14 protein-coding genes are annotated in these 16,640 nt (G+C 73.6%); 8 read left to right on the top strand and 6 right to left on the bottom strand.

Going from position 1 to position 16,640, the window contains the following annotated elements:
- Positions 1-30: 30 nt before the first annotated feature.
- A complete protein-coding gene (locus tag ACZ6SQ_RS24380) occupies positions 31-1,761 on the bottom strand; it encodes a M4 family metallopeptidase (protein ID WP_469565803.1) in 1,731 nt (576 codons plus the stop codon).
- 229 nt (positions 1,762-1,990) lie between these two features.
- Here ACZ6SQ_RS24380 and ACZ6SQ_RS24385 point away from each other — a divergent pair, with 229 nt between their 5' ends.
- From ACZ6SQ_RS24385 to ACZ6SQ_RS24400, 4 genes are all read left to right on the top strand, one after another.
- Positions 1,991-3,208 (top strand): serine hydrolase domain-containing protein, encoded by a 1,218-nt coding sequence (locus ACZ6SQ_RS24385; protein ID WP_469565522.1) that lies wholly within the window; start codon positions 1,991-1,993, stop codon positions 3,206-3,208.
- A gap of 253 nt (positions 3,209-3,461) precedes the next feature.
- Positions 3,462-4,844 carry a CAP domain-containing protein gene (locus ACZ6SQ_RS24390; protein ID WP_469565524.1) on the top strand — a complete coding sequence of 461 codons (1,383 nt, stop codon included), beginning with the start codon at positions 3,462-3,464 and terminating at the stop codon, positions 4,842-4,844.
- Positions 4,845-4,889: 45 nt separating this feature from the next.
- On the top strand, positions 4,890-5,870 hold the full coding sequence (locus tag ACZ6SQ_RS24395; protein WP_469565526.1) for a threonine/serine dehydratase: 981 nt from the start codon (positions 4,890-4,892) through the stop codon (positions 5,868-5,870).
- Positions 5,871-5,962: 92 nt separating this feature from the next.
- Complete coding sequence (locus tag ACZ6SQ_RS24400; RefSeq protein ID WP_469565529.1) at positions 5,963-7,534, top strand: serine/threonine-protein kinase; 1,572 nt, start codon at positions 5,963-5,965, stop codon at positions 7,532-7,534.
- 171 nt (positions 7,535-7,705) lie between these two features.
- Here the strand turns inward: ACZ6SQ_RS24400 and ACZ6SQ_RS24405 are convergent, their stop codons facing one another.
- On the bottom strand, positions 7,706-9,151 hold the full coding sequence (locus ACZ6SQ_RS24405; protein WP_469565532.1) for a serine hydrolase domain-containing protein: 1,446 nt from the start codon (positions 9,149-9,151) through the stop codon (positions 7,706-7,708).
- A gap of 346 nt (positions 9,152-9,497) precedes the next feature.
- On the opposite strand from ACZ6SQ_RS24405, the gene ACZ6SQ_RS24410 reads away from it, so the two are divergent.
- Positions 9,498-10,538 (top strand): hypothetical protein, encoded by a 1,041-nt coding sequence (locus ACZ6SQ_RS24410; RefSeq protein WP_469565534.1) that lies wholly within the window; start codon positions 9,498-9,500, stop codon positions 10,536-10,538.
- An 86-nt stretch (positions 10,539-10,624) separates the two neighbouring features.
- Positions 10,625-11,284, top strand: coding sequence for a DUF2238 domain-containing protein (locus tag ACZ6SQ_RS24415; protein WP_469565536.1), 660 nt, complete (start codon positions 10,625-10,627; stop codon positions 11,282-11,284).
- On the opposite strand, the gene ACZ6SQ_RS24420 is transcribed toward ACZ6SQ_RS24415, so the two are convergent.
- Both ACZ6SQ_RS24420 and ACZ6SQ_RS24425 read right to left on the bottom strand, forming a co-directional pair.
- Positions 11,272-11,754 carry a DUF6328 family protein gene (locus ACZ6SQ_RS24420; protein WP_469565538.1) on the bottom strand — a complete coding sequence of 161 codons (483 nt, stop codon included), beginning with the start codon at positions 11,752-11,754 and terminating at the stop codon, positions 11,272-11,274. The two genes, ACZ6SQ_RS24415 and ACZ6SQ_RS24420, sit on opposite strands and share 13 nt — an antisense overlap.
- 65 nt (positions 11,755-11,819) lie before the next feature.
- A complete protein-coding gene (locus tag ACZ6SQ_RS24425) occupies positions 11,820-13,043 on the bottom strand; it encodes an FAD-dependent monooxygenase (RefSeq protein ID WP_469565540.1) in 1,224 nt (407 codons plus the stop codon).
- Between the two features lie 327 nt (positions 13,044-13,370).
- Here ACZ6SQ_RS24425 and melC1 point away from each other — a divergent pair, with 327 nt between their 5' ends.
- The gene (gene melC1, locus ACZ6SQ_RS24430) at positions 13,371-13,781 is read left to right on the top strand and encodes an apotyrosinase chaperone MelC1 (RefSeq protein ID WP_469565542.1); all 411 of its coding nucleotides are present in this window, start codon (positions 13,371-13,373) and stop codon (positions 13,779-13,781) included.
- A 49-nt stretch (positions 13,782-13,830) separates the two neighbouring features.
- Positions 13,831-14,655, top strand: coding sequence for a tyrosinase MelC2 (gene melC2 / locus ACZ6SQ_RS24435; protein WP_469565545.1), 825 nt, complete (start codon positions 13,831-13,833; stop codon positions 14,653-14,655).
- Between the two features lie 24 nt (positions 14,656-14,679).
- Here the strand turns inward: melC2 and ACZ6SQ_RS24440 are convergent, their stop codons facing one another.
- On the bottom strand, positions 14,680-15,399 hold the full coding sequence (locus ACZ6SQ_RS24440; protein WP_389322708.1) for a ribonuclease H family protein: 720 nt from the start codon (positions 15,397-15,399) through the stop codon (positions 14,680-14,682).
- 89 nt (positions 15,400-15,488) lie between these two features.
- On the bottom strand, positions 15,489-16,286 hold the full coding sequence (locus tag ACZ6SQ_RS24445; RefSeq protein WP_469565548.1) for a VOC family protein: 798 nt from the start codon (positions 16,284-16,286) through the stop codon (positions 15,489-15,491).
- Between the last annotated feature and the right edge of the window lie 354 nt (positions 16,287-16,640).

A 16,640-nucleotide genomic window follows, 5' to 3' on the forward strand; every position in this document is an offset into this window, starting at 1 on the left:
TGACGGCCGGGTCTGTCGGCCGGTCCGGCGTCAGCGCCTGACGGCCGGGGTGTTGGCCAGCCGGACGTTCACGGCCGCCCAGGAACGGCTGACGGCCTTGTACTCGACGCTGTTGAGCCCGTAGAGGTCCTTGGCCGCCCTCATCGTCGCGATGCGCGCGTCGTGGAAGTCGGTAGTGGAGACCATGTACCGGGTCAGGGCGCGGTAGTAGATCTTCAGCGCCTTGGTGCGGCCGATGCCCTTGACGGGCAGGCCGTCGTAGGTCGGCGAGTCGTAGGTGACCGCGCCGATCCTCTTGCGGCCGCTGCCCTCGGCGAGCAGGTAGAAGGCGTGCGAGGAGACGCCGGAACCGGCGTGCACCTCGGCGTCGTAGACGGCGGGCTCCCAGTAGTCGATCGCGCCCTCCAGCACGTCCAGGGACGGCTTGTCGAGGCGGCGCAGGAACTTCTGCTCCAGGCCGAGCTTCTCGCCGACGAGGTAGTTCGGCGGGTTCTTGGCGTTCTTCGCCTGGAACTCGACGCCGGAGCCGAAGATGTCGGCGAGGGACTCGTTGAGGGAGCCGGGCTCGCCGTACTGGACGCCGCGCGAGTCCACCCGGGTGGGCTCCAGGCGGGCGGTGGCGTCGACGACGCCGTGGGACAGCTCGTGCCCGGTCACGTCGAGGACGACCAGGGGCTTCTTGAACAGCTCGCCGTCGCCGTCCCCGTACAGCATGCAGCCGCAGTAGGAGTACCAGAAGGCGTTGCCGACCTTGTTGCCGAAGTGGACGATCGCGCGGGCGCCCTTGGAGTCGTTCTTGATGCCCTTGCGGCCGAACTGCTCCTTGTAGAAGTCCAGCGTCTCGGCGACGCCGTACTGGGCGTCGACGGCGGCGCTCATGCGGTTGCCGACGGTGCCGTTGCCCCAGGTGTTGGTGGAGCTGGTCAGCCGCTTGGCCTGGCCGAACTGGACCGGCTCCAGGCCCCTGGCGTCCCGGGTCTCGGTGCCGTAGCGCCGGGGGTCCTTGAGGACGTACGTGGTGCGGGCGGTCCGTGTGGTGGACAGCGAGACCTGGCCGGCGAACAGCGACTTGCCGACGCCGGTCGCGGGCGCCGGGTAGGCGGCTGCCGGGCCCGCGCCGGTGAGGCGGGGGGTGGCCGGCGCGATCCCGGTGGCCGGGTCGATCTGCTCGCCCCGCGCGCGCAGGGTCCGCACGACCTTGGGCGAGAGGAACTCCTCGGCGTCGGGGGTGTTGCTGCGGATCTCGCCGGTGACGGCGTCGACGACGACCGTGCTGGAGCCGGTGGCCTCGGCGTCGCCGCCGGTGACGTGGATCCGGTAGGCGAGGGCCGCCTCGCCGTCGCGGGCGTCCACGACGAGCTGGGCGACGCCGGCGGTGCCGTCCGTCGCGGCCGCCGCCTTGGCCCGGGCCTCGCCGGCGGTCAGCTCGGCGCGGGTCCCGTCCGGGCGGACCGCGTGGTCGGCGGCGCGGGTCACTCCCGCGTACGCCAGCTTCGGGGTGAGGTGGACGACGAGGTCGCCGCCCAGGACCGGCATGCCCTGGTGGGTGCGGACGAACCGGACGTGGCGGGCGCCCTCCGGGTCGACCATGACGTCCTGCGGCTGGAGTTCGTCGCCGCGGGCGACTCCGGTCGCGCTCGCGTGGGCGAAGGCCGCGGACCGCGCCGCGTCGACGACGGAGGGGGCCGGGGCGTCGGTCTCGGCGAATGCCGTGCCCGCGAGGCCCGTGGCGGCCGACGCCACGGCGACGGCGACCGCCAGGCCGCGTATATGAGGTCTTGTGCGCACTGTCGAAGATTCCTTCGTGTCAGATCGGCCGGTTCCGCCGGTGTGGGCAGGTGTTCGGCCGGCGCCAACTGTGTGTCGTCTGTGGAGATGTGACGGGATGCGAGAAAGTTGCCCCGCCCGGATGTGACCGATCTCGCACATAAACCCCCCATCTCGTGCGCGGATATGACCAACCACCCGGGCGGAAAGGGAGCAGAGCCGGATGGTGAACACAAAGGTGAGCAGGACCGCGGTGCTCGGCGCCGTGATGCTGTCGTTCCTCGCGGTGCCGGCCCCCGCCTCGGCGGCCGAGGACACCCCCCGGGCCGCGGCACTGGCCGCGCCCGACCTCGTGGGACTGGGCACGGTGCTGAACACCGCGCGACGGCAGGGCGCGCCCGGCGCCTTCGCGCGCGTCGACGACAACGGCACCGTGCACCGGGTGCGCCGCGGTATCTCCGACCGCAGGACCGGACGGACCATCGCGACCACCGACCGCTTCCGCATCGGCAGCGTCACCAAGGTCTTCTCGGCCGTGGTCCTGCTCCAGCTGGTCGACGAGGGCAGGCTGGACCTGGACTCCCCCGTGAACCGGGTGCTGCCGGGGCTGCTGCCCGACGACCGGATCACCGTCCGGCACGTGCTGAGCCACCGCAGCGGGCTCTACGACTACACGAACGCGATGTTCGCCAGGTCCGTGTCCGGCTTCGAGGCGGTCCGCAACAAGGTCTTCACCTACCGGCAGTTGGTCGGCCGCTCCCTGAGCCACCCGCGCACGGGCACGCCGGGCGGGGCCTACGCGTACTCGAACACCAACTTCGTGGTCGCCGGCATGCTGATCGAGAAGCTCACCGGAGAGAGCGTCGCCACCGCGTACCGCACCCGGATCATCGAGCCGCTGGGGCTCACGAACACCTTCTACGTCCACCCGGGCACGGCCCTGCCCGGCACCCACACGCGTGGCTATCTCACCTCCGACACGGCGGGCGCGGCACCGGTCGACGCCACCCGGCAGACGGTGTCCTGGGCGCAGAGCGCCGGGGCGCTGATCTCCAACGCCCGCGACCTGAACGTCTTCACCTCGGCCCTGCTGCGCGGCAGGCTCGTCTCGCCGGCGTCCCTCACCCGGATGACGAAGTGGACCAAGGTCAACAGCACCACGGCGTACGGGCTCGGCCTGCGGCGGCGCACCCTGTCCTGCGGGGTGTCGGTCTACGGCCACACGGGCGCCGTCCAGGGCTACTACACCTACGCGTTCACCTCGAAGGACGGCAGACGCAGCCTGACCGCCATGGCCAACACGTCCAACAACAGCCGCGTCCTCGACACCATGCTCGGCACGCTGGAGTCCGCGTTCTGCGGCAAGAGCGCGGCACCCCGGGCTGCGGTGCCCGCGCAGCCGCGGGCGGCGATCGGGGCGGGCGTGATCGACGAGGGGTAGGGCCCCTCCGGCGGATCTCCGTGGACGCCACGGAGATCCGGCCGGTTCTCGACGGACAGCGGCGCCCGCCCGCCAGGTGCCGGGGGCGGGAACCAGCCGCACGGCCCGGGCGTTATCCGGTCCAGGGGCTCGTCATCCGGACCGGGCCGGCAGGGCGCGGCGTCCCGGCGGCCGGCGTCGGCATGATCCGGACGACAGTTCCCGGGGCCGCGGCCGGACCGCCGCGTCCCTGGTCACGACAGGGGGGCGCGTGATGACCGAGTTGGTTCCCGGGGGCAATCTGGCTCTCCCGGGCGGCACGCTGACCGTGCGGGTGCCGGGGCCGTTCGACGTCTCCGCGCTGATCACCGACGACGGCGGCCGGGTGGGCGGCGACGCCGACTTCGTGTTCTACAACCAGCCGGCCGCGCCGGGCGCCCGCCTCGGCGGTGACACCCTCACCCTCGACCCGGGCGCCCTGCGGCCCGGCGCCACCCGCGTCACCGTCGTCGTGAGCCCCGCCGATCCGGACACCCCGCTCAGCCGGCTGCCCTCCCCCGCCCTCCAGGTCTGCGGCCCGGGCGGCCGCTCCCTGGCCCGGTTCGCACCGCCGCGCCCGCGCACGGAGACGGTGCTGCTGCTGGCGGAGATCTACCGGCGCGGCGACACCTGGAAGGTGCGGGCCCTCGGCCAGGGCTACGCCGAAGGGCTGGCCGGTGTCGCCCGGGACTTCGGGGTGGACGTGGTGGAGAGCGAGGCGGAGACCGCTCCGGTCTCGGTGGGCGACGGCCCCGCCCCCGTCGGCGCCGCCCCCACGGTCGTCGATCTGCGCGTCGGCCCGGCTCCGGCCGGACACCGGGCAGGACCGGACGACAGCGTCACGGCCGACGCCTGGATCGGACCGGTCAACTCCGCCCGTGCGCGGGCCGGTTCCCCGCGCGTGGCGTGGGACGCCCGGCTCGCGGCCGCGGCGCACGAGCACGCCGCCACGATGGCCGCCGCCGGCCGTCTCGGCGTGGAGGGCCGGGACGGCCTGGCGGTCTACCAGCGCGTGACCCGCACCGGATACGCGTATGTGAGCGTCGGCGAGCATCTGGTGTCCGGGCCGCGCACCCCGCAGGAACTGCTGGGCTCCTGTCTGCGGACCGATCACGCCCGTCGCATCCTGCACGACGCCGTGTTCACACACGCCGCTCTCGGCCGGGCGACCGGCGGCGGGGCCGGTGACGTGTTCTGGACCGCTCTGTGGGCCCGGCCGCTCGGACCCGGCGACCTGGCGCGCACCGAGGCGGAGGTCGTGGCGATCACCAACCGCGAGCGCGCCTCGGCCGGGCTGCCGCCACTCGCCGCGGACCCGCTGCTGACCCGCGCCGCGCAGGCGCACAGCGCGGACATGGTGGCCCGGGACTTCTACTCCCACACCTCGCCGGAGGGCAGCGGGCCCCGGGACCGGGCCGTCGCTGCGGGCGCCGTCCGGCGCTCGACCGGCGAGAACATCGCCTGCGGGCAGCGCTCCGCGGCCGAGGTGGTCACCGGCTGGATGAACAGCCCGGGCCACCGGGCGAACATCCTCAGACCCGAGTTCACCCACATCGGGATCGGCTTCGCGGGCGGCGGCCGGGCGGGCACGTACTGGACCCAGCTCTTCGGCGCCTGACTGCGCGGCGGAGCGGTCCGACGGCACGGAACGAAAGGCACGACCTTGATCGGCATCTCGGACATCGAAGGCGCGGCGGAGCGGATCGCCGGGCACATCGTCCGCACACCCACCGTGCGCAGCCCCGGACTCGGCGAGCTGCTCGGCGCACCCGTCACGGCGAAACTGGAACTCCTCCAGCACACCGGCTCGTTCAAGGTGCGCGGAGCGACGGCCAAGCTGCTGTCGCTCGGCGCGGCGGAGCGCGCGGCCGGGGTGGTGGCGGTGAGCGGCGGCAACCACGGCATCGCGTTCGCGACCATGGCCGCGGCGCTGGAGGTGAAGGCCACGCTGGTCATGCCGCGCTCGGCCCCGGCCCGCGCGGTGCGCCTCGCCGAGGCGGCGGGGGCCACGGTGCGGCTGACCGACGCGATGGACGAGGCGTTCGCGCTGACCGAGCGGCTGCGCGACGAGGGCCTGACCCTGGTGCACCCCTTCGACGACCCGCTGGTGGTCGCGGGCCAGGGCACGGTGGGACTGGAGTTCGCCGAGGACGCCGGGGAGCTGACGGACGTGCTGGTCAGCATCGGTGGCGGCGGGCTGATCGCCGGGGTGGCGGCGGCGCTGGCGGCACGCCGGCCGGGGGTGCGGGTGTGGGGCGTGGAGACGGAGGGCGCCGAGGCGATGTCCGCGGCGCTCGCGGCAGGCGGACCGGTGCCGGTGCCGCTGTCGTCGATCGTGAGCACGCTGAGCGCCCCGTCCGTGTCCCACCTGACCTACGAGCATGTGGCGGCCCTGGTCACCGAGGTGCTGGTGGTCCCCGACCGGGAGGCGGTGCGGGGGTCGCTGGAGTTCGCCGAGCACGCCAAGCTCTGGACCGAACCGGCCGCGGGCTGTCTGCTGCCGGCCGCTCGGCAGGTCCTGGAGCGGGTGGGCGAGGGCGCCCGGCTGGGTCTCGTGGTGTGCGGGGGCAACGCCTCGCCCGCCGACATGGCCGTATGGACGCGGCGCTTCGGGCTGATCCCCGGCACGGAGGAGTTGTCCTGACGGCGGGTCAACGTTGTCGCGGCCGTTGAACAAGCGGGCGCTCGCTCGCCGTACCTCTGGGAAAGGGTGGCAGCCAGGGGTGCAGCGAGGGAATGACGATGGTCGAGGCGCATGTCTCCGCGGAAAAGTTGATCGCCGGCAGATACCGGCCCCTTCAGGTGGTGCACCAGGAGACGAACCGGGTCGGCTGGTACGGCGAGGACATGGAGACGGGCCGCCCGTGTCTGCTGACACAGGTGGGGCTGCCCGAGGGACTGGACGCACGGGCGGCCCGGCGGACGGTGGGCCGCGTGATGCGGGCGTCGGAGACCATGCGGTCGCTGTGTCCGGACCGGGTCCCGGCGGTCCTGGACGCGGTGACCGCGGGCGGCGCGCTGTGGACCGTCACGGACTGGGTGGGCGGCACCCCGCTCGGTGAACTCCTCGCCCAGCAGGGCACCTTGAACTATGTCCGGGCGGCACGGATCGGCGTGGAACTGCTGGACGTGCTGGACGCCGCGCACGCCGCGGGCATCACGCACGGCGAGCTGAGCCCCGGCCAGGTGATCGTCCCGGACCGCGGCCCGGCCGTCGTGGGCGGGTTCGGGCTGGCGGGCTCGACGCTCGCGCCCCGGCTGGCGGCACCGTCGTACGCCTCACCGGAACAGGCGAGGGACGAGCGGATCGGCCCGGCGGCCGACCTGTGGGCGCTGGGCGCGATCCTCTACACCATGGTGGAGGGCCGCCCGCCGTTCAGGGAGCGCGAGCGGCCCGAGGCCACGCTGAGGAGCGTCGACAAGCTGCCCGTGCGCGCCCCGGTGCGCGCGGGTCCGCTCGGCCGGGCCGTGCAGGGGCTGCTCCGCAAGAACTCGCTGGAGCGGCTGCCCCGCCCGGTGGTCCGCGAGGCCCTGGACCGGGCGCTGCGCGAGGAGACCGACGCGTCCTGTGTGCTGCAGCGGCCCCGGCTGCGGCGGGCGTACGCGTCCGTGCGGCACGCGGGTGCGGGCCGGGGCGCGCGCATGCTGGCCGTCGGTACGACGCTCGCGGTCGTCACGGTCACCGTGGCGGTGCTGGTCGCGACGGGCGCGCTGTCCGGCTCCGACACGACCGCGTCGGGCGGTGCGGCGCCCCGGACCTCCGCCCCGGCCGACCCGGCCGACCCGGCTCCGACGACGCCGGCCGTCCCGCCCTCCGGGCCCCCGGGCCCCACGACGGCGACCCCCGCCCCGGGCGGCGACTTCCGCACCTACAACTCCCCCGAGGGCTTCTCCGTCGACCTGCCGGAGGGCTGGAAGCCGCTGAACACCACGCGGATGGCGGACCTGGCCTATCGCGTGGTCCTCGGCCGGTCCGGCGACCCGCGCACGCTCACCGTCACCTACAGCGAGCGGGTCGGCCCCGACCCGGTCGCCGTCTGGCGGGAGGTGGAGCCGGGGCTGCGCGCGGCGGGCGACTACCGCCGGATCGGGGAGATCCGGGCACTGACGTACCAGGGCCGCAAGGCCGCGGATCTGCAGTGGATCGCCACGGCGGACGGCGACCGGGTGCGCACCCTCGGCCGTGGCTTCCTCCTCGGAGGCGGCAGAGGCTTCTCGCTGCGCTGGTCGGCGCCCGCCGCCGAGTGGGACGGCGCCGCCAGCCGCGAGGCACTGGACGTCGCCCTGCGGAGCTTCAGGGCCGGGTGAGGGAAGCTTCAGGGCCGGGTGAGCGGAGCTTCAGGGCCGCCGAGTGAGAGGGCTCGGGCACCGGTGCGGAAGGCAGCACCGGTGCGGAGGGTCGGGCTGTGGAGACCGGCGCCCGCAGCCGGTGCGGAGGGTCAGGCTCCGGACACCGGCGCCCGCAGCCGGTACGGAGGGTCAGGCTCCGGACACCGGCGCCCGCAGCCGGTCCAGCCGGGTCGCGTTCAGCGGTTCCGTCCGCCAGCGGGCCCGGAAGGCGCGGTCGGCGAGCGTGCAGGTGACCACCAGCCGGTGCGGTGTCTCGAGGAACTGGGCCGCGAACTCCAGCGTGCCCGGGCCGGTCCAGCCGCCGCTGACGGCGACGGGCAGCGGCTCCTCGCTCACGGCCCAGCCGCCGGTGCCGAGGCGCAGGCCGGTCCGGCGGCCGCTGTCGGTCAGGGTGGCCGTCCAGCCGTCGGGGCCCGCGTCCAGCGCGACGCCGGTGAGGCCGCGCAGGTCCGGGCGGACGCCGCCGTAGGGGGTGAAGGCCGCCCCGGCCCAGTCCTCGGCGCGCTCGGGCGGGGCGGGCTTGCCGGTCGCGGGCGGCAGCGCGAGTCCGGCGAGCCGCTCCCGCAGGGCGGCGTCGGCCGCGTCGGTGCCGGTCAGCGGGGCGGGACGGCAGGCGGGCAGCAGATGCCGCCAGACGAGGTCCAGCACGGCCTGCATCCGCTCGGTGGCCGCGGTCGTCACGACCACGGCGTCCTGCTCGGGCAGCACCAGACAGAACTGGCCGTACGCCCCGTCGCCCCGGAAGCCGTGCCGGGAGCGCCAGAACTGGATGCCGTAGCCCTGGTCCCAGTCCGGGGCGTCCTTGCGGCCCATGCGGCCCGCGGTCGGCACATGCGCGCGGGTGGCCTCGGCGACCCAGCCCTCCGGCAGGAGCCGCCGCCCCTCCCAGACCCCGTCGCGCAGATACAGCTCGCCGAACCGGGCGACGGCGTCGGTGGTCAGATGCAGTCCGCTGAAGCCGAGCTCGCGGCCGGTGCCGTCGCGCAGCCAGGCCGCCTCGCGGATGCCGAGCGGGTCCAGGAGCCGGGGGCGCAGATAGTCGCTCAGCGACTGCCCGGTGACCTTCTGGAGGATCGCGGCGAGGGAGTAGGTGGCGGGCTGGTTGTAGGCGAAGACGGTGCCAGGGTCGCGCTCCGGCGGGTGCAGCAGGAAGCCGCGGACCGGCTCGGCCGGATCGGTGCCGTAGGCCGTGTCGACCATCTCGGCGAGATGCCCGCTGGACATCGTGGCCGCGTGCCGGACGAGCATGGCGCGGCTGCGCGGGTCGGTGATCTCCGCCTCGAACTCCGGGAAGTGGGAGACCACCGGGTCGTCGAGGCCGATCAGCCCCTCGGCGACGGCGAAGCCCGCGGCGGTCGAGGTGAAGCTCTTGCTCAGCGAGTACAGCAGGTGCGGGCGCTCGGGGGTGTACGGCGCCCACCAGCCGGCGGTCACGACATGCCCGTGGCGCAGGATCATGAGGCTGTGCGGTTCGATGTCGGGCGCGGCGTCGAGGGCGTCGAGGAGGGCGAGGACGCCGGTGGCGTCGACGCCTTGGGCGGCCGGGGTGCTGGAGGGCAGAGGGCGCGCGGTCATGGGGCCATCCTGTCCGGGCCCCGCCCGAATATCGAGCTTCCTTTCGAGCCAGGGGGTGCGACGAGAGGCGGTCCCGCCGGACGGCAGGCGGGACTCGGCCGACAGGGCGCTGGAGTGCCCGCGCGGCGGGCGGGACGCGGTCGCTCGGCCGGGCGCCGGGGCGCGGCGCCCGGCCGGGCGGGTTCGCCGCCGTGCCGCGGGGCCCGGCCGGCGGGAATCCGCCGGACAGTCCCTGGATGCCGAAGATCCGCGAAAGGGTGCATATAGGCTTCCTGTCTGCACCGGCCGCAGCCGCCCCGGCTTTCCGCCCGTGCCGTCCCGTCGCCCCGCTACCAGGAGACCGTCCGTGACGCTGGCGCCCGCCCCGCTCGACCCGACCCCCGCCTCCCCCGCGCCGCTGTCCGACCTCGTGGCGCGTGACGCGCGCGAGTTCGGCGCCTACGCGCGCACCGGCGGGTGGGCCTTCGCCCTGATGGTGGCGCGCAGTGTGCGCCCGGGCGGTCAGGGCGCCGAGGAGACCCCGAAGGTGTCGGCGAAGGAGTTCGCCGAGCTGGCCGGGTGCTCCGCGGAGCGGGTCATGCGCTACTACAAGGCCTGGGACCGGGCGGCGGACGACGCACTCGTGCCGCAGTTCGAGACGCTCGCTCCGGGCCAGGAGATCGAACTGCCGGACGCGGACGCGTGGTTGAGCTACTACACGCCCCGCTCCAGCGCCACCTCGGAGCGGGGCACCGCCATCACGGAGGCCGCCGAGGCCGAGGGCATCAGGCCGACCAAGGCGCTGGAGGTCGCCGAGAACCCGACCGCGCTGCGTGCCGCGATCCTCGCCGACCCCTCCACCGCCCGCGCCGCCCGCCGCGCGCTGCTCGACCGGGTGCGCGAGGACCCGGACCTCCAGGCCGAACTGGCGCGGGACGTCGTACGCACGGACGATCTGAAGAAGGCCGTCGCCAGCGAGAGCCGCGCGGCGGACCGGATCGGGTACGTCCGTCAGATCGCCGAGTCCGGCCAGATCCGCACCCCGGCCGGGCAGACCGTCGACGCCCCGGCCGACGTACGCCAGGAGGCCGAGCGGCATCTGTCGCTGCTCGACGAGCTGGAGGAGGGCGAGGACTCCGGCGAGTGGGCGACCGACGCGTACGACACGATGAGGTCGCTGGTCGCCGAGGCCGTGGAGGCCGACCCCGAACTGCGCGTCCAGGAACGGCGGACGAAGTTCTACAGCAGCCTCCAGAAGGCGACGAAGGCCTTCGAGGAGCTGACCTTCGACGACGCGCAGGACTACTACGAGGACGACATGGTCCAGCAGTTGGAGGAACTCCAGGTCGCCATCGCCGGCTGCATCACGGCGCTGCGCGGGTCGCGGGAGGGCCGCTCCGGGGAGTGAGACCCGTGCGGGGTTGAGTACGTGTACTCATGCCGGTGTCCTCGGGCCGCCGCCACGATGGGGCTCCCACGAAGAGGAGTCGGCCCATGACCACCATGTCCGTCCTGCCCGCAGGTACCGCCGCCCCGCGCCGCCGGGTGCCGCCCGTCGTGTTCGCGGCGGTGGCCCTCGCGGGGCTCGCGGTGTCCGCCTGGGCGCCGCACGACCGTACGACGTGGTTCCTGGAGACGGTCTGGGTGCTCGTCGGACTGCCGCTGATCGCCCTGACCTGGCGGCGCTTCCCGCTCACGGGACTGCTGTGCGGGCTCCTCGCGGCGCACGCCCTGGTGCTGTCGCTGGGCGGCCACTACACATACGCCGAGGTGCCCGTCGGCGACTGGGTGCGTGACACGTTCGGTCTGGAGCGCAACCCGTACGACCGCTTCGGGCACCTGGTGCAGGGCTTCGTGCCGGCGATCCTGGTCCGGGAACTGCTCAGCCGCACCTCGCCGTTGCGCGGCAGCCGCTGGCTGGCGCCGCTGACGGTGTGCGCGTGCCTGGCCTTCAGCGCGGTCTTCGAGATGTTCGAATGGGCGGCGGCCGTGATCGGCGGTCACTCGGCGGACGCGTTCCTCGCCACCCAGGGCGATGTGTGGGACACCCAGTGGGACATGTTCTGCGCCCTGGTCGGCGCCACGGTCTCGCTGCTGCTGCTCAGCAGGGTGCACGACCGCCATCTCGCCCGGACGGCGGCTCAGTCGGTGTGACGGTGCCTCGTCCACATCGGGACGCCGAACCAGCACAGCAGATACCAGACGACGACTCCCGCGACCACGAAGGGCACGAAGTTCCCGTCGGTCGCGACCCGCAGGATGAGCAGCAGGGAACCGGTCATGGTGGCGAGCAGCAGCACGAGCCCGGTCAGGGTGAGCCGTGCGGCCCAGCGCACCGCCTCCGGCTTCACCCGGCGGCCCGAGACCAGCCGGTGCAGCGAGACGGGGCCGATCAGGGTGCCGGTGGCGGTGGCGCCCAGCACGACGGTCACCATGTAGATCGCCTGGTCGAGGTCCCCGAGCCGGCGGTAGGTCGGCGTGAACACGACGGTCAGCAGAAAGCCGAAGAGGATCTGCACGCCCATCTGGGCCACGCGGACCTCCTGGAGGAGTTCGGCCCACATACGGTCGGCGCGCTCCTCGCGGGTCTCGTCACGGCCCCTGTCCTGCGTCGGCTCTGCCATGTGCACCGGGTTTCCGTGACGCCCGCACCTCAAACGACGGCGATCCGCCGGGCCGGCCGGGTCCGCTATCTGCGGGACTCCAGCGCGCGGGTCTGGGAGCCGCGGGCCAGCCTCGGCCCGAGCCAGCGCTTGAGCCGGCGCAGGGGCTCCAACCGGCCCGCGGCGCGGTCCAGTCGGTAGTACAGCTGGGGCGGGACGTACGGCAGCAGCGGCGAGTGGCGCTGGCCGAGCAGGGCGAACATCTGCCGGGGCGGCAGGTGGATGTAGCGCGACAGGTTCTCGTACCACTGGGCGCTGTGCCGGGCTGCGCTCTGCGCGGACAGCAGGGCCTGTCTGCGCTCGCGCTCGTAGCGGGCCAGGGCCTCGGGGAGCGCGGGCTCCTCGCGCAGGGCGGTGGCCAGGGCGATGGCGTCCTCCAGGGCGAGGGTGGTGCCCGCGCCGATGGAGTAGTGGGTGGTGTGGGCGGCGTCGCCGAGCAGGACGAGGTTGCCGTGGTGCCAGCTGCGGTTGGTCAGCGTGCGGAAGTTCAGCCACTGGGCGTTGCCGTCGGACTGGGCCCGGCCGATGAGCGGGTGGCCGTCGAGGACGTCCGCGAACAGCTTCTCCAGCACACGCAGTCCGTCGGGCCCGGCGGCGCTGTCGAGGCCGAGGCCGGTCCAGGTGTCGGGGGCGCACTCGACGACGCAGGTGCTGTGGGTGTCGCTGTAGCCGTAGCCGTAGCACCAGATCCAGCCGTGCGCGGTCTCGACGAAGGAGAAGGTGAAGGCGTCGAAGACCTTGGTGGTGCCGAGCCAGACGTAGGTGTTGCGGCCGGCCTGGACCTCGGTGCCGAAGTGGCCGGCGTGCCGGGTGCGCAGGGCGCTGCGGACACCGTCGGCGGCGACCACCAGGTCCGCCTCGGCCGTCAGCGCGCCGGGGTCCGTGACCTCGTGCTCGAAGCGCAGGCGCACGCCCAGGGAGCGGGCCCGGTCGGCGAGGATCTCCAGCAGGCGGTGGCGGCCGATGCCGAAGCCCTGGTCGCCGGGCTGGCGGGTGCTGAGCCCGCGGACATGGGCGACGCCCTCGTTCCAGCGGACCGAGGCCCGGTCGACGGCCCGCGCGGACTCCGGGTCGTGGGCGTGGAGCCGGTCGAGCAGTCCCTGCCAATAGGTGACGCCCCAGCCGTAGGTCGAACCCTCGGGATCGCGCTCGTGGACGGTGATGTCGTGGGCGGGATCCTGGAGCTTCAGCAGGATCGACAGATACAGGCCGGCGGGCCCGCCTCCGGCGATGGCGACCTTCACACGCACCCCTGGTCATTACTCAAAGCGGTCGGTTCGCGACGCAGGGTAGCAGGCGTCGGGGCTGCGGAACGCGCCACTTTCTCGGAGCAAGTCGCACCGCGTGCCGACCGCGGGTAACACGAAAGATCACCACGAACCCGCCGCGAAGGGGAAGGAATTCCCCCTTCCGGGCAGACCGAGGCCTGTACGCAGCAAGATCATCTTGGTTCAAACTTGTATGACATGTGAGTAATTGTCCGGATCGGAGCCAACCGGTTCGAAGGGATTACCGGCCGTGCGCCACGGCCAGATAGGCATGCGACGACATCCGTTCCCCGAACCCAGGAGGTCCGCATGCCGGAACTCACCCGTCGTCGCGCACTCGTCTTCGGAGCCGCCGGAGCCGCCGTGGCCGCCGTCGGCGCCACGACCACCGCCGTGGCCGCCGCGCCCGACACCACCGCGGGCCCGGCCGCCCGCGCCCGAGCCGCCGCACCCGCCGGTCACCACCACGGCGGCCCCCAGCCCTTCGACGAGGTCTACAAGGGCCGCCGGATACAGGGCATGGCCGGCGGCGGCCATCATCACGGCGCCGGCTACGCGGTGTTCGTGGACGGCGTCGAGCTGCACACGATGCGCAACGCCGACGGCAGCTGGATCAGCGTGGTCAGCCACTACGAGCCCGTGGCCACCCCGCGCGCCGCCGCCCGGGCCGCCGTCGACGAGCTCCAGGGCGCGGCGCTGCTGCCGTTCCCCGCCAACTGACCGCGCCCCAGCCGCACTCGACGCACCACACGCACTTGGAGCACCGCACATGACCGTCCGCAAGAACCAGGCGAACCTGACCGCCGACGAGAAGCGCCGTTTCGTCGCCGCCGTCATCGAACTCAAGCGCAGCGGCCGCTACGACACCTTCGTCGGCACGCACAACCAGTACATCGTCGCCGACACCGACAACGGCCCCCGCACCGGCCACCGTTCGCCCTCGTTCCTGCCCTGGCACCGCAGATTCCTGCTGGAGTTCGAGCGTGCCCTCCAGGACGTCGACGCCACCGTCGCGCTCCCCTACTGGGACTGGACGGCCGACCGCTCGACGCGGTCCTCGCTGTGGGCGCCGGACTTCCTCGGCGGCACCGGGCGCAGCCTCGACGGCCGGGTCATGGACGGGCCGTTCGCCGCGTCCACCGGCAACTGGCCTATCGACGTCCGCGTCGACGGCCGTACGTTCCTGCGCCGCTCGCTGGGCACGTCCGTGCGCGAACTGCCCACCCGGGCCGAGGTGGACTCGGTCCTCGCGATGCCGGTGTACGACATGGCGCCCTGGAACAGCGGTTCGGACGGGTTCCGCAACCACCTGGAGGGCTGGCGCGGCGTGAACCTGCACAACCGCGTCCATGTCTGGGTCGGCGGGCAGATGGCCACCGGGGTCTCCCCCAACGACCCCGTGTTCTGGCTGCACCACGCCTACATCGACAAGCTCTGGGCCGACTGGCAGCGCCGTCACCCCGGCTCCGGCTATCTTCCGGCCGCCGGGACCGCGAACGTCGTCGACCTCCAGGACACGATGACGCCCTGGAACGACGTGCGCCCGGCCGATCTGCTGGACCACACGGCGCACTACACCTTCGACGCGGCCTGAGGGAACCTCAGGGCCCGGTGACCGTCAGGCGCCGGCCGTGCGGCACTCCGGATGGCCCCAGCCGGAGGCGTTCTTGGCGATCTGCTCGCCCGCCGCGTAGGAACGGCCGCACACCCCGCAGCGCCCGGGGAACTTCGCCTTGAGCGTGCGCGAGGACCCCGCGCCGCCGCTCCCACCGCTCCCGCCGCTGCGCGCGCCCCGGGCGGCGGGCTTGCGACGCGGGGCCTTGGCCGGGACGTCCGGCGCGGCCGGCGGCTCGGGGGAGCCGAGGGCGCTGCCCGCGCTCTCCTGGACGGTCGCCGCCTGGCTGGCGGCCCGGTCGGCGAAGTCGTTGAGCCGGTCGCCGTCGACCTGGTGCGCGGGGACGTAGCGGAACTCGACCTCGCGGCCCCCGAGCAGTTCGTCGATGCGGACCACGAGCTCCTGGTTGGCGACCGGCTTGCCGGCGGCCGTCTTCCAGCCGTTGCGCTTCCAGTTGGGCAGCCAGGCGGTGACCGCCTTCATGGCGTACTGCGAGTCCATCCGGATCTCGATCGGCACGGCCGGGTCCGTCGACGCGAGCAGGCGCTCCAGCGCGGTGAGCTCCGCGACGTTGTTGGTGGCCGTGCCGAGCGGGCCGGCCTCCCAGCGGTCGGGCGTCTCCGACGCGTCGGAGACGACCCAGGCCCAGCCCGCCGGTCCGGGGTTTCCCTTAGAAGCCCCGTCGCACGCGGCCACCACACGTTCACGCATGCGTCCGATCATGCCATGGGCCGGCGGGCCGTCCTGTCGTGCCTCGGGCGCCCTGCCGCGGACGCCCTGTCTCGGGGGAGCCCCGTCCCAGGCGCTCCGCCTCAGACCTCGGTGCTCTTCGGCATCTCGCCCTCGGTCGTCGTGAGGTCGATCACCGAGAAGTTGGCGCCCTGCGGATCGCTGATCGCGGCGAACCTGCCGAACGGCGAGTTCATCGGTCCGAAGCGCAGCACACCTCCGCGCTCGGTGGCCTTCGCCACCGCCGCGTCACAGTCGGGCACCGAGAAGTAGACGTTGACGTACGGCGGCACCTCGGGCGGGAACTCCTCCGTCATCCGCATCCGGCCGAGCACGGTGTCCTCGCCGAGGTCGTACAGGCGGAAGTCGACGTTGTCGTCCTGCAGCTGCTTCGAGCTGTAGCCGAACACGGCCGGCAGGAAGGTGTCGGACTTCTCCGGTTCACGAGTGAACACCTCGGCCCAGCAGAACGCGCCGGCCTGCTCCGGCGGGGCCTCGAAGCCTTCGTGCGCGCCGGCCTGCCACACGCCGAAGACGACGCCGCTCGGGTCGCGCGCCAGGCACATGGTGCCGAAGTCGCCGACCTGCATCGGCTCCATCAGCACCTCACCGCCGTTGTCGCGGATCCTCGTCGCGGTCGCCGCCGCGTCCGGCGAGGCGATGTAGAGGCACCACTGCGAGACGCCCTCCTGCCCCGGCATCGGCGGCACGACGGCCGCGACCGCCTTGCCGTCGGCGTAGGCCTGGGTGTAGTTGCCGTACTCCGACGAGGACTCGCCGAAGGTCCAGCCGAGGACGTCACCGTAGAAGCTCTTGGCCCCTTCCAGATCGGTGAACATCGCGTCCACCCAGCAGGGGGTTCCCTCAGGTCGTGCGGCCATGATCGGCCCTCTCGGATTCGGGGACATGTCCGGAAGGTCACGCTATCCATCCCGCGCCCCGGCCGCGCGCCGAACGTGCCGTTCCCGTACAGGCCGGGAGCGGGCGGGCCCGAACGGTGCGCCGCGCCGGTCCGGGAAGCGCGTGCCCTGGCGCGGCGGGAGGGTGCGGCGGCCCGAGTGGATCACGGAGGGTGATCCACTCGGGAGCGCGCGCCCCCTGGGGCGCGGGGCGCGTGGGGCGGCGTGCGGCACGGGCGCCCGGCGCCGTCCGCCTCAACCGGAATGTTTGCCACCGCAGACGCGCGAAGCCGCCCCTTTCGCGCCGTACCCGCCTCGTGTCACTCCTGTTTCGCT

This window comes from Streptomyces sp. NPDC048600 (assembly GCF_055587025.1).

Bases quoted from the DNA above. Each gene is read 5' to 3' on its own strand.
- ACZ6SQ_RS24385 (WP_469565522.1), top strand. From the start codon at position 1,991: ATGGTGAACACAAAGGTGAGCAGGACCGCGGTGCTCGGCGCCGTGATG.
- ACZ6SQ_RS24390 (WP_469565524.1), top strand. From the start codon at position 3,462: ATGACCGAGTTGGTTCCCGGGGGCAATCTGGCTCTCCCGGGCGGCACG.
- ACZ6SQ_RS24400 (WP_469565529.1), top strand. From the start codon at position 5,963: ATGACGATGGTCGAGGCGCATGTCTCCGCGGAAAAGTTGATCGCCGGC.
- ACZ6SQ_RS24405 (WP_469565532.1), bottom strand. From the start codon at position 9,151: ATGACCGCGCGCCCTCTGCCCTCCAGCACCCCGGCCGCCCAAGGCGTC.
- ACZ6SQ_RS24415 (WP_469565536.1), top strand. From the start codon at position 10,625: ATGACCACCATGTCCGTCCTGCCCGCAGGTACCGCCGCCCCGCGCCGC.
- ACZ6SQ_RS24420 (WP_469565538.1), bottom strand. From the start codon at position 11,754: ATGGCAGAGCCGACGCAGGACAGGGGCCGTGACGAGACCCGCGAGGAG.
- melC1 (WP_469565542.1), top strand. From the start codon at position 13,371: ATGCCGGAACTCACCCGTCGTCGCGCACTCGTCTTCGGAGCCGCCGGA.
- melC2 (WP_469565545.1), top strand. From the start codon at position 13,831: ATGACCGTCCGCAAGAACCAGGCGAACCTGACCGCCGACGAGAAGCGC.
- ACZ6SQ_RS24440 (WP_389322708.1), bottom strand. From the start codon at position 15,399: ATGATCGGACGCATGCGTGAACGTGTGGTGGCCGCGTGCGACGGGGCT.
- ACZ6SQ_RS24445 (WP_469565548.1), bottom strand. From the start codon at position 16,286: ATGGCCGCACGACCTGAGGGAACCCCCTGCTGGGTGGACGCGATGTTC.